A 19,694-nucleotide genomic window follows, 5' to 3' on the forward strand; every position below is an offset into this window, starting at 1 on the left:
CCCGCGGCGCCTGCCCTGTCCTCTGCGCTTCGCACTTTTCCTGCCATCCGCGTGCGGAACATGCCAGGAACAGTGCGAAACGTACGGGGTGTGACGCAGCCTCAGGCGCTTTCGTGCAGCTCGGCGGCAAGGGCCTCGTCGACCCGGGCGTGCAGGCGCGTGCCTTCCATGAGGTGCTCCTCGACCAGCACTTCGCCGGTGGTGTGCGCACGCGAGACGAGATCCCCCCGCGAGTAGGGCACCACCAGGTCCACCTCCACGGCGGGCCGCGGCAGGCGCTCGGCGATCAGTGCGCGCAGCTCCTCGATGCCCTCGCCGGTGCGGGCGGAGACGACGGCGGAATCCCCCACCTGGCTGCGCAGGCGCGCGATCGTCTCCGGCGCGGCGATATCCGCCTTGTTCAGGACGATGATCTCCGGCACGTCGAAGCCGTCGATCTCGCCGAGCACCGTGCGCACCGCGGTGATCTGCCCCTCGGGGTCGGGGTGAGAGGCGTCCACGACGTGCAGCAGCAGGTCGGCGTCCCCTACCTCTTCGAGGGTGGAGCGGAAAGCCTCCACCAGCTGGGTGGGCAGGTGGCGGACGAAGCCGACGGTATCGGCGTAGGTGAACTCCCGCCCGTCGGGGGTGACGGAGCGGCGGACCGTCGGATCCAGGGTGGCGAACAGGGCGTTCTCCACCAGCACCCCGGCGCCCGTGAGGCGGTTCAGCAGGGAGGACTTCCCGGCGTTGGTGTACCCGGCGATCGCGACCGACGGCACCTGGTGGCGGGTGCGCTCGGCACGCTGGGTGGCGCGGCCGGGAGTCATGGCCTTGATCTCGCGGCGCAGCTTGGCCATGCGGTCACGGATGCGCCGACGGTCCAGCTCGATCTTCGTCTCACCGGGGCCGCGTGAGCCCATCCCCGCGCCGCCGGCGGCGATGCGGCCACCGGCCTGCCGGGACATCGACTCGCCCCAGCCGCGCAGGCGCGGCAGGAGGTATTCGAGCTGGGCGAGCTCCACCTGCGCCTTGCCCTCACGGGACTTGGCGTGCTGGGCGAAGATGTCCAGGATCAGGGCGGTGCGGTCGATGACCTTGACCTTGACGATGTCCTCGAGGGCGCGGCGCTGGCCGGGGCCCAGCTCGCCATCGGCCACGACGGTGTCTGCTCCGCAGGCGGCGACGATGTCGGCCAGTTCAGCGGCTTTGCCCTTGCCGAGGAAGGTGGCGGGATCGGGGTGGGCGCGGCGCTGCAGCACACCGTCGAGCACCTGGGAGCCGGCGGTCTCGGCGAGCGCAGCGAGCTCCCGCAGGCTCACTTCCGCCTCCTCGGCGTTGCCGGAGGTGTACAGGCCTGCGAGCACGACCTTCTCCAGGCGCAGCTGGCGGTACTCGACCTCGGTGACGTCCTCGAGCTCGGTGGACAGTCCCGCGACGCGACGCAGGGCCTGCCGGTCGGCGAGGTCCAGCTGCTCGCCGTCGGTCTGGGAGGAGTAGGTCACCGCGGAGACGGAGGCATCGCCGCGCGCGAGGATCCGTGCGGTGAGCGGGTCGCGGGAGGGCTGCTCCGTCGTGCTCGCGCCTGATCCCGTGCCGGTCTCCGCGACGTCGGTGTCGGGGGTGGGGTCGGGGTGGAAGGCGATGGGCACGATCTGGGAGCTCCTCAGGTTCGGGAATCGGCGCCGGTCGGCGCGGACGGTCGCACCAGGATCCCACGGGCGCATTCGCGGGTCGAGGGATTTTCGCGCAGGGCACAGCGGGGAGGGCGGCGTCTCCCGCGGTGCAGACCTCCCCTCCCGCCTATCCGGGTCCCGACGCTGCCGTGCGCTCCGTATCCTGGCGCGGTGGCTGAGCATTACTTCACCCCCTCCCCCGGCACCGATGACCGGCGTCTCCCGCTGCGAGTGCGTCTGGCCGGGCGGGAGCTGGATCTCGTCTCGAGCGCGTCGGTGTTCAGCGGCCGGGGTCTGGACAAGGCGACGGCGGTGCTGCTGGATCGGCTGGATGAGATCACGCTGCCGCCGCCGGACGGGCGGATCCTGGATCTGGGCTGCGGCTGGGGGCCGATCGCGCTGACCGCTGCACTCGAGCATCCGGACGCCGAGGTGTGGGCGGTGGATGTCAGTGAGCGAGCCCGCGAGCTGACGGCGGAGAATGCGCGGCGTGCCGGGGTGGCCGTGCGGGTGTGCGCCCCCGACGAGGTGCCCGACGAGATCGCCTTCGATGCGATCTGGTCGAATCCGCCGATCCGGATCGGCAAGCCGGCGCTGCATGCGCTGCTGCTGCAGTGGATGGCGCGTCTGGCGCCGACGGGCACCGCGGCGCTCGTGGTGGGCAAGAATCTGGGGGCGGATCCGCTCGCGCGGTGGCTCGGCGAGCAGCTGCCCGAGCGGGAGGTCAGCAAGCGGGCGAGCGCCAAAGGATTCCGGGTGCTCGAAGTAGGCCCGGCCACCTAAGGCATAAAGCCTGGCCCGAGGCTCCTCCGGCTCGGCCGGGCTCGGGGCCCTGGGGCTCGGCCTGGCCCGGGGCCCTGGGGCTCGGCCTGGCCCGAGGCTCCTCCGGCTCCGCGCTGCGTCAGGCGAGCAGTGTCCCGTCGGCCACGAGGCGGGCGGGGCCGGTCAGCAGCACCTCGCCGTCCTCGGCCCAGCCAACCTGGAGCCGCCCGCCGGGGACATCCACCGTCCAGGGCGCGCCCGTCGTGTCCTCGGCGCGCTGCGCGGCGGCAACCGCGACGGCGGCGACGCCAGTGCCGCAGGAGCGGGTCTCTCCCACACCGCGCTCGTGAACACGCATCGCCACATGGTGGTCTCCGCGCTGGGAGACGAGCTCGATGTTCGCTCCGGCCTCCGGGTCGGGGTCCAGGGCCGGGCGCTCGGCGAGGTCGAGGTCCGCCAGCTCCACATCGGCTGGGAGGAAGGCGACGGCATGGGGGTTGCCCATGTCCACATCGGTGACGGCGAGGCGCTGCCCGGCGATCTGCACAGTGCGTCCGTTCTGCGCGGCGCGGCTGGTGCCCATGCCCACGCGCACGCTCCACTCGCCTCCCACCTGCTCGGGGACGGCCATGATCTGCACCGTGCGGGTACCGGCGCGGGTGTGGAGGGCGAACTCGTCCGCGGTGACATGGCCGTGGCGGCGCAGGTGGGCGGCGAGGACCCGCACGCCGTTGCCGCACATCTCGGCGATCGAGCCGTCGGCGTTGCGGTAGTCCATGAACCATTCAGGGGCGCCCGTCGGGGCGTCGATCCCGGCGGCGCGGGTGCGCACCGCGCGGATCACCCCGTCCCCGCCGATGCCCGCGCGACGGTCGGCGAGGGCCGCGACGGTGGCGGCGTCGAGGTCCAGGGCGCCGTCGGGATCATCGAGGATCACGAAGTCGTTCTCGGTGCCGTGGCCGATGGTGAAGGCGAGGGGCGCAGACATGCCCCGAGCCTACGACTGCTCAGGTGGCGTGCCGGGCAGCAGCGCGAGCGCCTGGGCGGTGAGCTCGCGCGCATCGGCGGATCCGGCATCCAGCCAGCGCACCCGCTCGTCGCGGCGGAACCAGGTGTCCTGTTTGCGCACCAGGCGCCGGGTGCCCACGATCGTGGCCTCGATCGCCTCGGCGCAGCTCAGCGTCCCATCCAGCACCGCGAGGCCCTGTTCGTAGCCGATCGCGCGGCGGGCGGTGAGGCCCTGGTCCAAGCCGGCCGCACGCAGGGAGCGGATCTCCTCGAGCAGTCCCTGCTCGACCATGCGGTGCACGCGACGGCTGATGCGCTCGTGGAGGATCGGGCGGGGCCGATGGACGCCGATCTGGGTGGTGGTCGGGTCGAGGTAGCGCGGGCGCGGCAGGAAGGCGGCGAAGGGCTGGCCGGTCAGCTCTCCGACCTCGAGAGCGCGCACGATGCGGCGGGCATCGCCGGGGCCGATGGTGCGCGCAGCCTCTGGGTCGCGCGCGGCGAGCTCGGCGTGCAGCGCAGCGGTGCCTTCGGTAGCAATGCGCTGCTCATAGCGCTCTCGCACCGCGGGGTCGGTGGGCGGGAAGGCGATGTCATCGAGGACGGCGCGCAGGTAGAGCCCGGATCCGCCGACGAGGATGGGGGTGCGGCCGCGGGAGCGGATCGCGGCGATCGCGGCGCGGGCCTGCTGCTGGTAGGCAGAGACGCTGGCCTCGTCGGTGACGTCCAGGACATCCAGCAGGTGGTGCGGGATGTCAGCGCGCTCGGCGGGGGTGACCTTGGCGGTCCCGATATCCATACCGCGGTAGAGCTGGAGCGCATCGGCGTTGATGATCTCCCCGTCCAGGGCTTGGGCGAGGGAGATGCCGAGCTCGGATTTTCCGGTGGCGGTCGCGCCCACCACGGCGAGCAGCGGCGGCACGGGGCGCTGCGGGCGCTCGGGCGCCGGGGGCGCTGGGGCCGCGGGCGGGCAGGCGTCCGGGCTGGCGGCTTCCGGGCTGGTGGGCATGGGATTGACTGTAGTCGGGGCCGACGGACGCCCGCCCGTCGGCGCGGGGTGGGAGGGTCAGCGGGATCACCCCTGGTGCTCAGGTGATGCCAGGGGTGAAGGAGTAAGGTGTCCGATGTTCCGCGGCCGACGGGGCCTGTCCCGGGCCGCCCCTACGTCACCCGCGAGGTTGGAAGTGACTGCACCGAACGAGTCCCAGCGCCGCATGGACTCGGCCGATGGTCTGGCCCCCCTGTCCCTGGAGCGTGTCGAGCAGGCGCTGTCGCGCCTGGGCTACTGCTTCGTCGAGGACGAGGAGCATGAGGACGTGCTGCGCGCCCGGTTCGACGACTACCGATTCCACTTCGCGATCGCCGGAGAGGATCACGGGGTGCTGCAGACCCGCGGGCGCTGGAGCCACTCGGTGGACATCTCCCGCAAGGTCGAGATGGTCAAGCTCTGCAATGAGTGGAACATGAACCGCATCTGGCCCAAGGTCTATGTGCGCCGCGAGTCCGAAGGACTGCTGGGCGTGTACGGGGAGCTGGTCTCCGATTTCCGCGCCGGGGTGCTGGATGCGCAGATCGAGGGGGCGATCAAGTGCGGGCTCAGCACCGTGATCGCGTTCTTCCACAGCCTCGAGGAGCGTCTGGGCCCGGAGATCGACGACCTGGACAGCTGAGCGCCGCACACGCTGCGCGCCGCACGCACAGCGTGAGCCGCCCGGCCGCAGGCACCTCGCCGTGAAGAGGCTAGCGCTGCACGGAGGTCTGCGCTGTGCGGGCGTCGGCGCTTCGGGGAGATCCCCGCCGTGGGGAGGACCCCTCAGGAGCGGCGCAGGCTCGGCATCCCGAGCGTGACTGGGCCGCTCGGTGCCGCGCCGCTGCCGGTGCCGCAGCTGGCATCGAGCCCCAGCTCCCCCGCCTCCCAGGCGTCACCGGAGCGGGTGCGCCGCACCGCGAAACGCCCCGGGGCGCTGTGCTCGCCGGGTGCCAGCTGCAGGGCGCTGTCGGCGATGAGGTAGTGCGGGGCGGCGCGCGTGACGGTCACATCCACCAGATCGCCCGGGCGAGGCCGCGCCGTCTCCGGCAGATCTGCGGGCAGAGCGAAGTGCACCAGGCGGTGGTCGCGAGCCCGGCCCGACAGGCGCCGGGTCTCCTGATCGCGGTCCCCCTCCCCTTCGGCGACGAGGACCTCGACAGTGCGGCCTTCGAGCTTCTGGTTCTCCTCGAACGTGATCCGGTCCTGCAGCGCAATGAGGCGCTCGAACCGTTCCTGCACGACGGCCTTGGGGATCTGGTCTTCCATGGTCGCGGCGGGTGTGCCGGGGCGGATGGAGTACTGGAAGGTGAAGGCGCTCGAGAAGCGGGACGCCTCGACCACCTCGAGGGTCTGCTGGAAGTCCTCCTCGGTCTCCCCGGGGAATCCCACGATGATGTCCGTGGTGATCGCAGCCTCCGGGATGCGCTCGCGCACCTTCTCCAGGATCCCCAGGAACTTCCTGGAACGGTAGGAGCGGCGCATGGCCTTCAAGATGCGGTCAGAGCCGGACTGCAGCGGCATGTGCAGCTGCGGCATGACGTTCTCAATTTCGGCCATCGCGTCGATGACGTCATCGGTGAACATGGCCGGGTGGGGGCTGGTGAACCGCACCCGCTCGAGCCCGTCGATCTCTCCACAGGCGCGCAGGAGCTTCGCGAAGGCGCCGCGGTCGCCGAACTCCACGCCGTAGGAGTTCACGTTCTGGCCCAGCAGCGTCACCTCGATCGCGCCGGAGTCCACGACGTCACGCACTTCGGCGAGGATTTCCCCGGGGCGGCGGTCCTTCTCCTTGCCGCGCAGCGAGGGGACGATGCAGAAGGTGCAGGTGTTGTTGCAGCCCACGGAGATCGACACCCAGGCTGCGTAGGCGCTCTCTCGCTTGGTGGGCAGCGTGGAGGGGAACACCTCGAGGGATTCGAGGATCTCCACCTCGGCCTGCTTGTTGTGGCGGGCCCGGTCCAGCAGCACCGGCAGGGAGCCGATGTTGTGCGTGCCGAAGACGACGTCCACCCAGGGGGCACGCTCGACGATGACGGAGCGGTCCTTCTGCGCCAGGCAGCCGCCCACGGCGATCTGCATGCCGGGATTCGCGTCCTTGCCGGGGCGCAGATGGCCCAGGGTGCCGTACAGCTTGTTCGCCGCGTTCTCGCGCACCGCGCAGGTGTTGAACACCACGACGTCCACCTCACCCTTGCGGGGGTCGGCGGTCTCCGGCGCGGCGACGTAGCCGGAGGACTCCAGCAGACCGGTCAGGCGCTCGGAGTCGTGGACGTTCATCTGGCAGCCGAAGGTGCGCACCTGATAGGTGCCGCGCGGGGCTGCATCGGACACAGGCAGGGCAGTATCGGCAGGGGCGGTGATGTCTGTGCTCATCGGAGAATCAGCACGCAGCGAGGGGTCGGCAGTCATGGTGGATCCAGGGTACGGGGCATCCCCCGCCTCGTCGGCGGCCGGGGACGTCGGATCGCTCACGCCCGGTCGGCGGCGCGACGCAGCTCCCCGGAGATGACGTGCACCGCCATGTCCCCCGGATAGCCCTTGCGGGTCAGCAGGGCATCGAGCCTGCGCGCCAGGCGTCGCCGGTGCGCACCGTCGCGTTCCCGGCGCAGGCGGCGACGGTCCTGGGTATCCAGGCGCGAACGCACGAGCTCGCGGCAGCGCTGCTCCTCGCTGTCCTCCCCCGCGGCAAGAGCCGCATCGATGTGGACCTCCTCGACCTGTTTGGCGACGAGCTCGCGGCGCAGCGCTTCATCCCCGAGGCCGCGCAGCTCGCGGCGCTGGCGGACCCATTCCGCGGCGAAGGCCGCATCATCCAGCAGATCGGCGCGCTCCAGGCGGTCGATGACCTCCTGGGCGAGCGCCGCGGGCACGGCGGGCTCAGCGAGCTTGCTGCGCAGCTCTCCCTCCGAGCGGGCGCGGGTGGCGAGCAGACGCATGAGGTGACGGCATTCGCGCACCACGGTGCGTTCACGCTCGATCGCCTCCGGATCCGCGCCCGGCCGCTCGCGCTCGAGGATCTCCCGGGTGCGCCGCTGCAGCTCGCTGCGCACCCGCGCATCCGGATCGGCGATGCCGACGCCCCGCGGGGCATCGGCATCGCGCGGTGAGAAGGATGTCATCGGCGGGTGATCCGGGGATCAGATGGTGGCCGGGACGTCCTCGTCGAGGAACTCGTCCTCCCCGAGGGCGGCGTCCCCCTCTGCCGGGGCCTCCGGCTGCGCGGCGTACTTGCCCACCCCCAGGGTGCGCAGGATCTTCTCCTCGATCTCTGCGGCGAGGTCCGGGTTGTCCCTCAGGAACTGGCGGGAGTTCTCCTTGCCCTGGCCCAGCTGGTCTCCCTCATAGGTGAACCAGGCTCCGGACTTGCGGACGATCCCGTGCTCGACGCCGAGGTCGATCAGGCCGCCCTCGCGGGAGATGCCCTCGCCGTAGAGGATGTCGAACTCGGCCTGCTTGAAGGGCGGGGCCATCTTGTTCTTGACGATCTTGACGCGGGCGCGGTTGCCCACCGCGTCGGAGCCGGTCTTGAGGGTCTCGATGCGACGGATGTCCATGCGCACCGAGGCGTAGAACTTCAGGGCCTTGCCGCCGGTGGTGGTCTCGGGGCTGCCGAAGAACACGCCGATCTTCTCGCGCAGCTGGTTGATGAAGATCGCGGTGGTACCGGAGGCGGACAGGGCGCCGGTGAGCTTGCGCAGCGCCTGGGACATCAACCGGGCCTGCAGACCCACGTGGGAGTCACCCATCTCGCCCTCGATCTCGGCCTTGGGCACCAGGGCGGCCACGGAGTCGATCACCACGATGTCCAGCGCCCCGGAGCGGATCAGCATGTCGGTGATCTCCAGGGCCTGCTCGCCGGTGTCCGGCTGGGAGACCAGCAGGGCGTCGGTATCCACGCCGAGCTTCTTGGCGTACTCCGGGTCCAGGGCGTGCTCCGCGTCGATGAACGCGGCGATGCCGCCGTTGCGCTGAGCGTTGGCGACCGCGTGCAGGGCCACGGTGGTCTTGCCGGAGGACTCCGGACCGTAGATCTCCACGATGCGGCCGCGAGGCAGACCACCGATGCCGAGCGCGGCATCCAGGGCCACCGAACCGGTGGGGATCACCTCGACCGGCGGGCGGGTGTCATCCCCCAGACGCATGATCGAGCCCTTGCCGAACTGGCGGTCGATCTGCGCGAGGGCGTTGTCGAGCGAGGAGGCGCGGTCCTTGGTGGCGGACTTCGAAGCTGCCATGTGCGTGTTCCTTCCTGGGGTGCCGGGTGTGCCGACGTCGTGTCCGTGTATGGCCACAGTAGGAGCCGACCCCGACATTCGCCGCAGGCCCCGCCCGATTGTGGATGACGGGGCATTGTGGAGGAGAGGTCGAGATGGCGGCCGGTGGGGCCGTCGCAGCACACAGTACCGAACAGATGTTCGAATGGGTGATGCTGCGGCGGCGTGTCGCGCGGCGTGTCTCGCGTGTCTCACGCCTCCCGACGCACTGCTGGTCATGCTCCGTGCACCGGGGAGCTCACCGCGCCCCGCGCCCATCCGCACCGTCGGCACCTCAGCGGCGGCGCTGCTCGGGCGGAACCTCCCAGCGGTCAGCCTCGGGCACATCCATGGCATCGCACAGCGCGGTCCACACCCGACGCACGGCGACCCCGCGCTCGAGGGCTTCGTGGGCGGTCAATCCGCCCACCTCCTCAAGCACGAGGTCGGTGGTGTAGGCGCGGGCCAGAGCCGGTCCGAAGACGTGCTCCGACAGCTCCGTGAACTCGCTGCGGCGCACCTCAGTGCGCGCCGACCAGCGGGGCAGCGTCGTCGGCCAGCCCCTCCGGGACGGTGTCCGGGATGGTGACGTGCTCAGCCACGGCGATGCGCTCGGAGACCTCGCGCAGCACGTAGGACAGCGGCAGGCCGAGGGCGTCAGTCACGGAGACCAGCAGCTCGCTGGAGGCCTCCTTCTGGCCGCGCTCGATCTCGCTGAGGTAGCCGAGGGACACGCGGGCGTCGGAGGACACCTGCCGCAGGGTGCGGCCCTGGGCGCGACGGGCTTCGCGCAGGACGTCTCCGAGCTCCTGACGGAACAGGATCATGGGCCTTCCTCCTTTCATCGGGCTCGCGGGCGGCGTGTGCTGAAGCCGGATCGCGGGTCTGCGGTGCCGGGTGCCGCCGGGGTGGTTCTGGGGCATCTGCCGGGCCGTCGGGGCCCGGTGGATCGAACTCATCACGACTCTTCCAACGCCGCTGCCCGCTTCCGTGTTCCCCGCAGTGTAGTGGCACACGTCCGAATGCCCGCTGGGTGCCGTGCTCCATTGTGGATGACGCGTGCCTGGGGAGGAGAGGTCACGCGCGGCGCGGGCTCTCCTGGGCCGGGCGGTCCACGTGCTCGGACAGCAGCTGGAGGGCTGCCTCCACGCTCGCGGCACGCACCGCCGCCCGATCCCCGCTGAGATGCACCTCACGGGCGAGTGGCTCGGCGCCGCGCCGGGCCAGGCCCAGCCAGACCGTCCCGGCGGGCACCCCGCGCTCATCGGGCCCGGGCCCAGCCACACCCGTGGTGGAGACCGCGAGATCCGCGGCATACAGCTCGAGGGCGCCGCGCGCCATCTGTCGAGCGACCTCCGCGGTGACCGCTCCCTCGCGGGCCAGCAGCTCCGCACCGACGCCCAGCACGCGCGTCTTGGCATCCAGGCTGTAGCAGGCCGCTCCCCCGACGACGGTGGCGCTCGCCCCGGGCACATCCACCAGGCGCGCCACGAGGGCCCCGGCCGTGAGGGATTCGGCGGTCGCCAGACGCAGGTCCTGCGCGATGGCCGCGGCCACCAGCGCGGTGGGGTCGATGCGCTCCCCCGGCACCGAGGCGGTCATGCCCGGTTCGTGCCGCCAGCGAGGGCCTCGCGGCGCAACCGCAGACCGTCCTTGAGGTTCACCAGCCCCGACCACACGGTGAGGATCACGGCGATGAGCACGAGCGTCCAGCCGATCCAGTAAGCCGGAGGCCACCACAGCTCGAAGGGCAGCAGGCAGAAGGTGATCGCCATGGTCTGGAAGACCGTCTTGAGCTTGCCGGCCCAGTTCGCCGGCAGTGCCCCGTGAGAGAGGATCGTGAAGCGCATGATGGTGATCCCGAACTCGCGCACGAGGATCAGGATCGTCATCCACCAGGGGATGTAATCCCACACCGAGAGCATGATGAAGGCGGCGCCGGTGATGGCCTTATCGGCGATCGGGTCGACGATCTTGCCGAAGTCCGTGATGAGGTTCCGCGAGCGGGCCAGGTGGCCGTCCAGGGCATCGGTCGCCATCGCCACCAGGAACACGGCGGTCACCAGCAGGCGTCCGCCCACCGATTCGGCATGCACCACCGCGAGCCACACGAACACCGGCACCATGGCGCAGCGCAGCATCGTGAGGATGTTAGCGATGTTCCACAGGGGGGCCTGCGGGGCGGCCGGTGCGCTCATGGTCTCTCCTTGGCTACAGGGGGCCGACGGGGCGGCCGCGGCAGATGCGATGACGTGGAACAGGCGGGGCGGCTCAGCGGCCCGTCAAGCTCCAAGCGTCCTCGGAGTCGGGGTCCTCGCCGTCATCGTCGTAGTAGTCGATCGCGTGCTCGCTGCCATCCTCGGCGAGGGGGTCCGTGCCGTAGCGGTCATCCTGCTCGGCGTGCCCTTCGGCGCTGGCTGCGGCAGCAGCCGCGTCGGTGTCCACAGCATCATCGGCGTAGGGTTCGCTCTCGCCGGCAGTGACCGGTGCGGGATCCTCCTCCTCGCCGCGGATGCGGGCGAGGGCCGTTCCCAGGTCATCGGGGTGGATGAGGACGTCACGGGCCTTGGATCCCTCGGAGGGGCCGACGATCTCGCGGGACTCCAGCAGGTCCATCAGACGGCCGGCCTTCGCGAAGCCGACGCGCAGCTTGCGCTGCAGCATCGAGGTGGAGCCGAACTGTGTGGTGACCACGAGCTCCGCGGCCTGCAGCAGCACATCGAGATCATCACCGATGTCATCGTCGATCTGCTTCTTGGCCGCCGCGACGGTGACATCCTCGCGATAGTTCGGCTTCATCTGGCTCTTGACGTGGTCGACGACCTTGTGGATCTCCGACTCGTTGACCCACGCACCCTGGACGCGCATGGGCTTGGCCTTGCCCATCGGATGGAACAGGGCATCGCCCTGACCGATCAGCTTCTCTGCGCCGGGTGCATCGAGGATCACGCGCGAATCCTGCAGGGAGGAGGTGGCGAACGCGAGGCGGCTGGGCACGTTGGCCTTGATGATGCCGGTGACCACATCGACCGACGGGCGCTGCGTGGCGAGGATCAGGTGGATCCCGGCGGCGCGGGCCAGCTGGGTGATGCGCTGGATCGAGGCCTCCACGTCCCGCGGGGCGACCATCATGAGGTCCGCGAGCTCATCGACCACGACCAGCAGGTACGGGTACGGGGCGAGCTTGCGCTCGGAACCGGGCGGGGGCGTGACCTCCCCGGCACGCACCGCCTTGTTGAAGTCATCGATGTGCTTGAAGCCGAACGCCGCGAGGTCGTCGTAACGGGCGTCCATCTCCCTGACCACCCATTCGAGGGCCTCGGCGGCCTTCTTGGGGCTGGTGATGATCGGGGTGATCAGGTGCGGGATGCCCTCGTAGATCGTGAGCTCCACGCGCTTGGGGTCCACGAGCACCATGCGCACCTCCTCCGGGGTGGAGCGCATGAGGATCGAGGTGATCATGGAGTTGACGAAGGAGGACTTACCGGCGCCGGTGGCGCCCGCGACCAGCAGGTGCGGCATCTTCGCGAGGTTCGCCACGACGTAGCCGCCCTCGACGTCCTTGCCCACGCCCATCACCATCGGATGCTCATTACGGCGCGCGACGGGGCTGCGCAGCACATCGCCGAGCGCGACGGTCTCGCGGTCGGTATTGGGGATCTCGATGCCGATGGCCTTCTTGCCGGGGATCGGCGAGAGGATGCGCACATCGGCGCTGGCCACCGCGTAGGCGATGTTCTTGTCGAGCGCGGTGACCTTCTCGACTTTGGTGCCCGGCGCAAGCTCCACCTCGTAGCGGGTGACCGTAGGGCCGCGGGAGAAGCCGACCACGTCGGCGTTGACCTTGAACTGCTCGAAGACCTCCTCGAGCGCGGAGACCACGCGGTCGTTGGTCTCCGAGCGGGTCTTGTGCGGCGGGCCCTCGATGAGGAAGTCGGAGTCGGGGAGGGTGTAGACGATGTCCCCGGCCAGCTCGAGCTGCTCCCCGGCACGCGGCAGATCGCCCATCGGCGGGGGCACCAGCTCGGGCTTCTCCTGTGCGGCGGGCTTCGTCGCGACCGGCTGCGTGGGCTTCGGCGCCCCAGCGGCGGGCTTCGCACCGCCCTTCGCGGTGGGCATCGGGGTGGTCGCACCCGCGCCCTTCTCGGGGAAGGTCTTGGCGCGCTGGTTCTCGTCCTGGACCACGTCGAAGACTTCGGTGGGGTCCTCGGGAGCGCCGCGGCGCGGCCCCGCGGCCGCTGCGGAGGCGGCCTTCTTGCGGCCGCGTCCCTTGCGGCCCCGGCCCGGACCGCCCTCCTCGACCCCCTGTTCAAAGGCCTCATCGCCCGCGTAGCCGAAGGTCTCGTGGTCGCGCTCGGCGGCCTCGGCCTCCTTCTCCTGGCGGGTCCGGCGTCGCGTGCGACCGGCCGGCTGCACCGCAGTCTCCTGCTCATGCAGCGCGGGATCGGGCCGGCGCGGACGAAGGCCGAAGGCGATGCGCTCCTCGTCCTCCTCCTCGCTGCGGCCCACGAGCTCGTCGTACACGCCGCGCACGCGAGAGGGGATCGACTCCACCGGCGTGGCGGTCAGCACGAGCACACCGAAGGCGATGACCAGGGCGTACAGGATGATCACGGCGACCGGGGGCAGCAGCGCGATCAGCGGGGCGGCGGCGAGATAGCCGAGCACGCCACCGCCGCGGGCGAGGGCGGCGATGCCGTCGGCGGGGGCGGGCATCTTGGCGCTGGTCGAGGCGATCGCGGAGATCGCCACCAGGATCAGCGAGATGCCCAGGGAGATGCGGGTGTTGGCGCGCACCTGGTCGGGGCGGCGGAACATGCGCAGCGACCAGCCGACCGCAAGCAACGGGATGACCATCGAGGAGATGCCGAAGGTGCCGGCCACGACCGTGTGCACCGCGCCGAGCACGGGCCCGGCGGCCTGCCACCACTCGACCACAGCCACGAGGGCCGCGATGAGCATCAGCAGCAGCGCGTAGCCATCGCGGCGCATCTCCGGAGCAACCTCCCAGCGCTGCACGCCGATCGAGCGCACCAGACCGCCGACCATGCGAGCGATCGCCAGATAGCCAGAGCGCGCTGCGCGCACCGGCAGAGGAAGCGTCGAGGGGTCGTTCGCCGCGGCCGCGCGGGTCCGCGAGGAGCCCGCGGCAGAGGACCGCGAGGAGCCTTTCGACGCACGTGCGGGGGAAGACGTACGTGTCGCCATAGGTCCCAGGGTACCTCCCGGGGCACTCTCAGCCCGGGAAGCAGCGGCATGCGTCACCCACAGCGGGCGCGGAACGGGCCCGGGCGGGGCAGGCAGCGGGCACGCGCACTCGCCGCGCCCGCGCGCCTCAGGCCTCGACGACGATCGGGATGATCATGGGGCGGCGGCGCAGGCGCTGGGAGACGTAGCGCCCCACGACGCGGCGCATGACCTGCTGCAGCTGGTAGGTGTCGCGGCGGTTGGACTGGTCCACGACGGCCTGCTCGAGCGCCTTGATGATGTCCGGGCGGATCTTCTCGAACACCGCATCATCCTCCGCGACACCGCGGGCGTGGATCTCCGGGCCCGCGATGAGTCCGCCGGTCTCCGAGTTGACCACGGCGAACAGGGAGATGAAGCCCTCATCGCCGAGGATCCGGCGGTCCTTGAGGTCCGCTTCGGAGATCTCGCCCACGCTCGAGCCGTCCACGTACACGTAGCCGTTGGGGATCTCCCCGACGACCTTCGCGACCCCGTCCTTGAGGTCCACAACGTGCCCGTCCTTCGCCAGCACGATCCGCTCCGGATCGGTGCCCATGGATTCGGCGATCTTGCCATTGGCGATGAGGTGGCGCACCTCGCCGTGGATCGGCATAACGTTCTTGGGCCGCACGATGTTGTAGCAGTACAGCAGCTCGCCGGCACTGGCATGCCCGGAGGTGTGAACCTTCGCATTGCCCTTGTGGACCACTTCGGCGCCGAGCGCCATCAGCCCGTTGACCACGCGGAACACGGCGTTCTCGTTGCCGGGGATGAGGGAGGAGGCGAGCACCACGATGTCCCCGGGGCCGACGGAGACGCGGTGGTCGCGGTTGGCGATGCGGCCGAGCGCCGCCATCGGCTCGCCCTGGGAACCGGTGCACATGAGCACCACCTGGTCATCGGGCAGCTGGTCGATGCGCTTGACATCCACGAGCACGTCATCGGGCACCTCGAGGTAGCCCATCTCGGCAGCGATACCCATGTTGCGCACCATCGAGCGGCCCACGAAGGCGACCTTGCGACCGTGCTCCGCGGCGGCGTCGAGCACCTGCTGGACGCGGTGGACGTGGCTGGAGAAGGAGGCGACGACGATCTTCTGCTTCGCGCGGGCGAACAGGGCGGCGAGCGTCGGCCCGATCTCCTGCTCCCCCACCGTGAACCCCGGGACCTCCGCGTTGGTGGAGTCCACCATGAACAGATCCACGCCCTTCTCCCCCAGGCGGGCGAAGGCGCGCAGGTCGGTGATCCGGCCATCCAGCGGCAGCTGGTCCATCTTGAAGTCGCCGGTGTTCAGCACGGTGCCGGCGCTGGTCTCGACGTACACGGCCAGGGCGTCGGGGATCGAGTGGTTCACGGCCACGAACTCGCAGTGGAAGGGCCCGAAGGACTCCTTCTGCCCCTCCTTCACAGCGAGGGTGTACGGGGTGATGCGGTGCTCCCTCAGCTTCGCCTCGACGAAGGCGAGGGTTAGCTGCGAGCCCACCAGCGGGATGTCGGGTTTCAGGCGCAGCAGGTAGGGCACGGCGCCAATGTGGTCCTCATGTCCGTGGGTGAGGACGATCGCGGCGATGTCATCGAGCCGGTCCCGGATGTAGTCGAAGTCCGGCAGGATCAGGTCCACGCCAGGCTGGGAGTCCTCGGGGAACAGCACTCCGCAGTCCATGACCAGCAGGCGGCCCTCCACCTCCAGCACCGACATGTTGCGGCCCACATCCCCTAGGCCGCCCAGGGGGATCACGCGCAGGGTGCCGGGCTTGAGCTTGGGCGGCTGGTTCAGGTGCTCGGCGAAGATGGTCTCGGTCACGGAAGCCTCCAGGAGGGCGAGGTCAGGAAGGTCAGAGCAGGCCGACGGCGTCCAGGGCGGTGCGCAGCGCGCTCACCTGGCCCTCATCGGCCGGGGCGTGGGGGCCGCGCATCGCGGCGTTGGGGAGCACCCCCTGCAGGTGCAGCGCGGTCTTGGCTGCGACCGCACCCGGCAGGCGGGTCATGATGGCCTGGACCACGGGGACCAGGCGATGGTGCGCGTCCTGCGCCGCGGCGAGGTCGGAGCGCTCCACGGCGTCCACGAGCTCCCGCTCGAGCTGCGGCGCCACCTGGGAGACGACGGATACCAGGCCCGCGGCGCCGATCGCGAGCCACGGCAGGTTCAGGGCGTCCTCACCGGAGTAGTAGGCGAAATCGGTGCTGGCCATGACGATCCCGGCCTGCTGCAGATCGCCCTTGGCGTCCTTCACGGCGAGGATCCGCTCATGCTCGCCCAGGCGCTGCAGGGTCTCGAGCTCGAGCGGCACACCGCTGCGGCCGGGGATGTCGTAGAGCATCACGGGCAGGTCGGTCGCATCGGCCACCGCCCGGGTGTGAGCGATGATCCCCGCCTGCGTGGGCTTGGAGTAGTAGGGGGTGACGACGAGCAGGCCGTCCAGAGCGAGGTCCGCATGGGCGCGGGCCAGCTCGATCGAGTGGGCGGTGTCGTAGGTGCCCACCCCCGCGAGGATAGTGACCTCGGGACCGGCGGCCTCCCGCACCGCGCGCGAGAGCTGCACCTTCTCCGCATCGGAGAGGGTGGGGGCCTCCCCGGTGGTACCGGAGACGACCAGCAGGTCATGCCCGCCCTCGACGAGGTGCGCGGCAAGGCGCTGCGCGGCCTCAAGGTCCACGGCGGAGCCGTCGGCCGTGAACGGGGTGACCATCGCGGCCCCCAGCGTTCCGAAGGGGCGGTCGGTGCGCGCAGTGCCTGCGGTCATGGTCTCCTCCCGGGGACGTCCTGGTGCTCGAAGCCTAGTCCGGTCTCCTCTGGCGTCAGCGCTGCGACGCACTCCCGAGGTCCGCGAGGATCGCCATCGGGGTGCGCTGGCGGCCCTGCCCCAGGGGGTTGTCAGCGAAGGTCGCCTCGAGCTGCGCGGCGGGGACATCCACATCGGATCCCAGCACATTGCGGCCGATGTCGTTGGCGTCCATCACCACGGTGCCGCGGAAGGACTCCTTCAGTGACTGAGGCAGGTCCGCGGCGCGGATCGCGGCCGAGAGCTGCGCGGATACGCCGTCGGGATCCTTGGGCGGCAGTTTCGCGGAGACGTTCGAGGGGAAGGCCGAGTACGGGGTGGGGCCGTCGATCGCGCGCACGTTCGCGCCGACGACCTCGTAGAACAGGCCCTTGCGGCGCACCAGCTTCCCGGCCGCCCCGGCGGCGGAGGCAGCGAGGATGCGCGGCAGACCCACCTCGCGGATCGCAAGCTCCATGGTGGTGGGGTCGCCCAGGCCGATACCGGCCGGGGTGCGGGTGACGAAGCGGCTGAGCAGGCGGGCGCTGCGGCGGGGCTGAATCTCCCAGGTGAACCAGGAGCGGCCCTGCGTGATCGCGATGATCTTCTCGCTGATCACGTAGTACCAGGGGGCGCCGTCCGGCAGAGCATCGGCGGGCAGGTCGGCGGCGAAGCGCTCGACGTGGCCGCGCACAAGCGCGGTGAGGTCCGTGTCCTTGTCCACCAGCTCGGTTTGCAGCGGGAAGCGCCGCCAGGTGTGTCCATCGGCTGCGGAGACCAGGTCCAGCTCCTTGCCCTCATTGGCGACATAGTCGCTCTTGGGGGCGATCTCCTCGGCCGCGGCCTCCTTCGTCGTGGGCTCCTCCGCCGCGAGTTCGGGTGCGACGGGCTCCTCCCCCGCGGGCTTCACCTCCGGGGCGGGCTCGGGATCCGCGGCCCCCTCACCGAGGGCACGCCCCGCCCCGTCGGCGTCGTCGAAGAACGTGCGCATCCACAGCTCCACGTTCAGCAGGCGCCAGAACATCAGCGTGCCGTAGTTCTCAGGATGGGCGATGTAATCGTCGAACAGAGCGACGACGGACTGCGCCTCGAAGTAGGGGCGGGAGGCGAAGGACTCGGAGGCGAAGATCTCGCGCAGCTGCGGGGCGACCGCCCGGAACCATTCGCTCTCCGGGGTGGTGAAGCCGATCTTGTTGCGACGCCGGGCGATCATGTCCGGGAGGATCCCGTCCATGGCCTCGCGCAGGATCCGCTTGTTCCAGCCGCGGTGAATGATCGCGGACTCATCCAGCGAGAACAGGAACTTCAGCAGCTCCTTGTCCACGAACGGGACGCGCCCCTCGATGCTGAAGCGCATTGTGTTCTTGTCCTCGTAGCGCAGCAGCGAGGGCAGGGAGGAGCGGAAGGTGTCCTCCAGCAGCCGCTCCTTGAGGTCATCCTGCACAGAGGTGACCTTCTCGTGCTGGTGGGCGGCCACGAACTCGTTGTTCAGCAGCGCCTCGATCGGCACCTCGGTGCGGCCGGAGAAGCGGACCTTGGCGAGCTTGCGCAGGATGTCGCGGGAGCCGGCCATCTCCTTGGCAAGTTCGGCGAAGCGGCCTTGGCGGCGCAGCTGGCGCAGGTAGACGTAGAAGTACGGGTTGTACCCGGCGATCATCTCGTCGGCGCCCTGGCCGTCCAGCAGCACGGTCACGTGCTGGCTGGCCTCGCGCATCACCGCGTACTGCGCGTAGGGGCCGGTGGAGATGATCGGCTCCTCCTGGGTGCGCACGAAGTCGCGCAGGTCCTCGAGGAAGGCGGGCGGCTGGGGGTGGATCTTGTGGGCGGTGATCTGCCCGGAGTAGTCCTCCAGCAGCGCATCCACGTACCGTTCCTCGTCGTTACGGGAACCGGGGAACACGGCGGAGAAGGTGTTCTGGCGCGAACCGACGGCGGCGAAGGACTCATCCTGCGGTTGTTCGCGCAGGTGCCGGGCGATCACAGCGGCCACGGCGGAGGAGTCGAGGCCCCCGGACAGGGAGGTGCCGACGGGCACCTCGGACTGCAGGCGCAGCTGCACCGCCTGCTCGAAGCGCTCGCGGTACTCGGCGACGACGGACTCGTCATAGGGGCGGCCCGGCTGCCGGGCGATCTCCCGCAGCTCCTCCTGCAGGCGGGTGTAGGAGGCGAGCTCCACGCCGTCGCGGGTGATGGTGAGGACCTGGCCGGGCATGAGGCGGCGCACGCCCGCGAAGAAGGTCTGCGCGTCATCGTCCTGGACGCGGAACTTCAGGTAGCGGTAGACGGCGCGGTCATCGGGCGCGGCCTGAAACACCTTCGCGGCCAGCAGGGAGCGGATCTCGGAGCCGAACAGCACGCGCGGCGTCTCGCCCTCAGCGATCTCCGGGTCGACCCAGTAGTAGAGCGGCTTGATGCCGAAGTGATCGCGGGCGAGCGCGAGGCTGCCGGCCTCGGCGTCGTGGATCGCGAAGGCGAACATGCCGTTGAAGCGGTCGTAGGCCTCGATGCCCCACTGGGCGTGGGCCTCCAGCAGCACTTCGGTGTCGGAGGCGGTGCGGAACTGATGGCCCAGGCCCTCGAGCTCCTCGCGCAGCGGCAGGTAGTTGTAGGTCTCGCCGTTGTAGACGATCGTGTAGCGGCCATCAGCGGTGGTCATCGGCTGGGCGCCGTGCTCGCGGTCGATGATCGAGAGCCGACGGTGCGCCAGGCCCACGTCACCGGACACGTGGATGCCCTCGCCGTCGGGGCCACGGTGGGCCAGGGCGCAGTTCATCCGTCGGGCGATGTCCTCGGTGAGGTCACCGAAGCCGTAGGTGCCGGCGATTCCGCACATGGGGCGAGTCCTTTCGAGGGGGACGTGATGCCGCTTCCGTACCGCGCGGCAGCGGGTCCGGGACCGACGGGGTGAGGCCGGCGGGGCTGGCTGCGCGCCTCGCGTGGGAGGGCTGGTCGAGCCTATCAACGCCCGCCCCGTCAGCCCCGCGGCGGGGTCTGTGAG

At 70.5% G+C, this 19,694-nt stretch carries 16 protein-coding genes; 2 read left to right on the plus strand and 14 right to left on the minus strand.

What is annotated here, in order from left to right; all coding sequences use genetic code 11:
* Positions 1-101: 101 nt before the first annotated feature.
* Entirely contained in the window at positions 102-1,631 is a 1,530-nt protein-coding gene (hflX, locus tag MU407_RS04230; RefSeq protein WP_102237437.1) for a GTPase HflX, read from the minus strand.
* A 195-nt stretch (positions 1,632-1,826) separates the two neighbouring features.
* Between hflX and MU407_RS04235 the strand changes: the two genes are divergently transcribed.
* Positions 1,827-2,438, plus strand: coding sequence for a methyltransferase (locus tag MU407_RS04235; RefSeq protein WP_246955598.1), 612 nt, complete (start codon positions 1,827-1,829; stop codon positions 2,436-2,438).
* Positions 2,439-2,556: 118 nt separating this feature from the next.
* Here the strand turns inward: MU407_RS04235 and dapF are convergent, their stop codons facing one another.
* Positions 2,557-3,405: a diaminopimelate epimerase gene (gene dapF / locus MU407_RS04240; protein ID WP_246955600.1), complete on the minus strand. Its 849-nt coding sequence runs from the start codon at positions 3,403-3,405 to the stop codon at positions 2,557-2,559.
* 9 nt (positions 3,406-3,414) lie between these two features.
* Complete coding sequence (gene miaA, locus MU407_RS04245) at positions 3,415-4,431, minus strand: tRNA (adenosine(37)-N6)-dimethylallyltransferase MiaA (RefSeq protein WP_246955602.1); 1,017 nt, start codon at positions 4,429-4,431, stop codon at positions 3,415-3,417.
* Between the two features lie 175 nt (positions 4,432-4,606).
* Between miaA and MU407_RS04250 the strand changes: the two genes are divergently transcribed.
* The gene (locus MU407_RS04250) at positions 4,607-5,092 is read left to right on the plus strand and encodes a YbjN domain-containing protein (protein ID WP_233191015.1); all 486 of its coding nucleotides are present in this window, start codon (positions 4,607-4,609) and stop codon (positions 5,090-5,092) included.
* A gap of 143 nt (positions 5,093-5,235) precedes the next feature.
* Here the strand turns inward: MU407_RS04250 and miaB are convergent, their stop codons facing one another.
* From miaB to asnB, 11 genes are all read right to left on the minus strand, one after another.
* Positions 5,236-6,825 (minus strand): tRNA (N6-isopentenyl adenosine(37)-C2)-methylthiotransferase MiaB, encoded by a 1,590-nt coding sequence (miaB, locus tag MU407_RS04255; protein ID WP_246955604.1) that lies wholly within the window; start codon positions 6,823-6,825, stop codon positions 5,236-5,238.
* Between the two features lie 95 nt (positions 6,826-6,920).
* Positions 6,921-7,571, minus strand: a complete 651-nt coding sequence (locus MU407_RS04260; RefSeq protein WP_246955606.1) for a regulatory protein RecX — start codon at positions 7,569-7,571, stop codon at positions 6,921-6,923.
* A gap of 18 nt (positions 7,572-7,589) precedes the next feature.
* The gene (gene recA / locus MU407_RS04265) at positions 7,590-8,687 is read right to left on the minus strand and encodes a recombinase RecA (RefSeq protein ID WP_102236579.1); all 1,098 of its coding nucleotides are present in this window, start codon (positions 8,685-8,687) and stop codon (positions 7,590-7,592) included.
* Between the two features lie 313 nt (positions 8,688-9,000).
* Positions 9,001-9,225: a DUF3046 domain-containing protein gene (locus MU407_RS04270; protein WP_246955608.1), complete on the minus strand. Its 225-nt coding sequence runs from the start codon at positions 9,223-9,225 to the stop codon at positions 9,001-9,003.
* Between the two features lies 1 nt (position 9,226).
* The gene (locus MU407_RS04275; RefSeq protein ID WP_246955610.1) at positions 9,227-9,532 is read right to left on the minus strand and encodes a helix-turn-helix transcriptional regulator; all 306 of its coding nucleotides are present in this window, start codon (positions 9,530-9,532) and stop codon (positions 9,227-9,229) included.
* A 250-nt stretch (positions 9,533-9,782) separates the two neighbouring features.
* A complete protein-coding gene (locus MU407_RS04280; RefSeq protein WP_102236582.1) occupies positions 9,783-10,307 on the minus strand; it encodes a nicotinamide-nucleotide amidohydrolase family protein in 525 nt (174 codons plus the stop codon).
* The gene (gene pgsA / locus MU407_RS04285; RefSeq protein WP_102236583.1) at positions 10,304-10,903 is read right to left on the minus strand and encodes a CDP-diacylglycerol--glycerol-3-phosphate 3-phosphatidyltransferase; all 600 of its coding nucleotides are present in this window, start codon (positions 10,901-10,903) and stop codon (positions 10,304-10,306) included. The genes MU407_RS04280 and pgsA overlap by 4 nt, the downstream gene beginning before the upstream one ends.
* Before the next feature lie 73 nt (positions 10,904-10,976).
* The gene (locus MU407_RS04290) at positions 10,977-13,913 is read right to left on the minus strand and encodes a DNA translocase FtsK (RefSeq protein WP_246955612.1); all 2,937 of its coding nucleotides are present in this window, start codon (positions 13,911-13,913) and stop codon (positions 10,977-10,979) included.
* Between the two features lie 127 nt (positions 13,914-14,040).
* Complete coding sequence (locus tag MU407_RS04295; protein WP_246955614.1) at positions 14,041-15,738, minus strand: ribonuclease J; 1,698 nt, start codon at positions 15,736-15,738, stop codon at positions 14,041-14,043.
* A gap of 31 nt (positions 15,739-15,769) precedes the next feature.
* Positions 15,770-16,678 carry a 4-hydroxy-tetrahydrodipicolinate synthase gene (gene dapA / locus MU407_RS04300; protein WP_246955616.1) on the minus strand — a complete coding sequence of 303 codons (909 nt, stop codon included), beginning with the start codon at positions 16,676-16,678 and terminating at the stop codon, positions 15,770-15,772.
* 55 nt (positions 16,679-16,733) lie between these two features.
* Positions 16,734-19,529: an asparagine synthase (glutamine-hydrolyzing) gene (asnB, locus tag MU407_RS04305; RefSeq protein WP_246955618.1), complete on the minus strand. Its 2,796-nt coding sequence runs from the start codon at positions 19,527-19,529 to the stop codon at positions 16,734-16,736.
* Positions 19,530-19,694 lie beyond the last annotated feature (165 nt).

Source organism: Brachybacterium sp. Marseille-Q7125, assembly GCF_023062615.1.
Classification (GTDB): Bacteria; Actinomycetota; Actinomycetes; order Actinomycetales; family Dermabacteraceae; genus Brachybacterium.

Coding starts and splice junctions, on each gene's coding strand:
- recA (WP_102236579.1), bottom strand. CDS start 8,687: ATGGCAGCTTCGAAGTCCGCCACCAAGGACCGCGCCTCCTCGCTCGAC.
- miaB (WP_246955604.1), bottom strand. CDS start 6,825: ATGAGCACAGACATCACCGCCCCTGCCGATACTGCCCTGCCTGTGTCC.
- MU407_RS04290 (WP_246955612.1), bottom strand. CDS start 13,913: ATGGCGACACGTACGTCTTCCCCCGCACGTGCGTCGAAAGGCTCCTCG.
- MU407_RS04260 (WP_246955606.1), bottom strand. CDS start 7,571: ATGACATCCTTCTCACCGCGCGATGCCGATGCCCCGCGGGGCGTCGGC.
- MU407_RS04280 (WP_102236582.1), bottom strand. CDS start 10,307: ATGACCGCCTCGGTGCCGGGGGAGCGCATCGACCCCACCGCGCTGGTG.
- pgsA (WP_102236583.1), bottom strand. CDS start 10,903: ATGAGCGCACCGGCCGCCCCGCAGGCCCCCCTGTGGAACATCGCTAAC.
- asnB (WP_246955618.1), bottom strand. CDS start 19,529: ATGTGCGGAATCGCCGGCACCTACGGCTTCGGTGACCTCACCGAGGAC.
- dapF (WP_246955600.1), bottom strand. CDS start 3,405: ATGTCTGCGCCCCTCGCCTTCACCATCGGCCACGGCACCGAGAACGAC.
- MU407_RS04275 (WP_246955610.1), bottom strand. CDS start 9,532: ATGATCCTGTTCCGTCAGGAGCTCGGAGACGTCCTGCGCGAAGCCCGT.
- miaA (WP_246955602.1), bottom strand. CDS start 4,431: ATGCCCACCAGCCCGGAAGCCGCCAGCCCGGACGCCTGCCCGCCCGCG.
- dapA (WP_246955616.1), bottom strand. CDS start 16,678: ATGACCGCAGGCACTGCGCGCACCGACCGCCCCTTCGGAACGCTGGGG.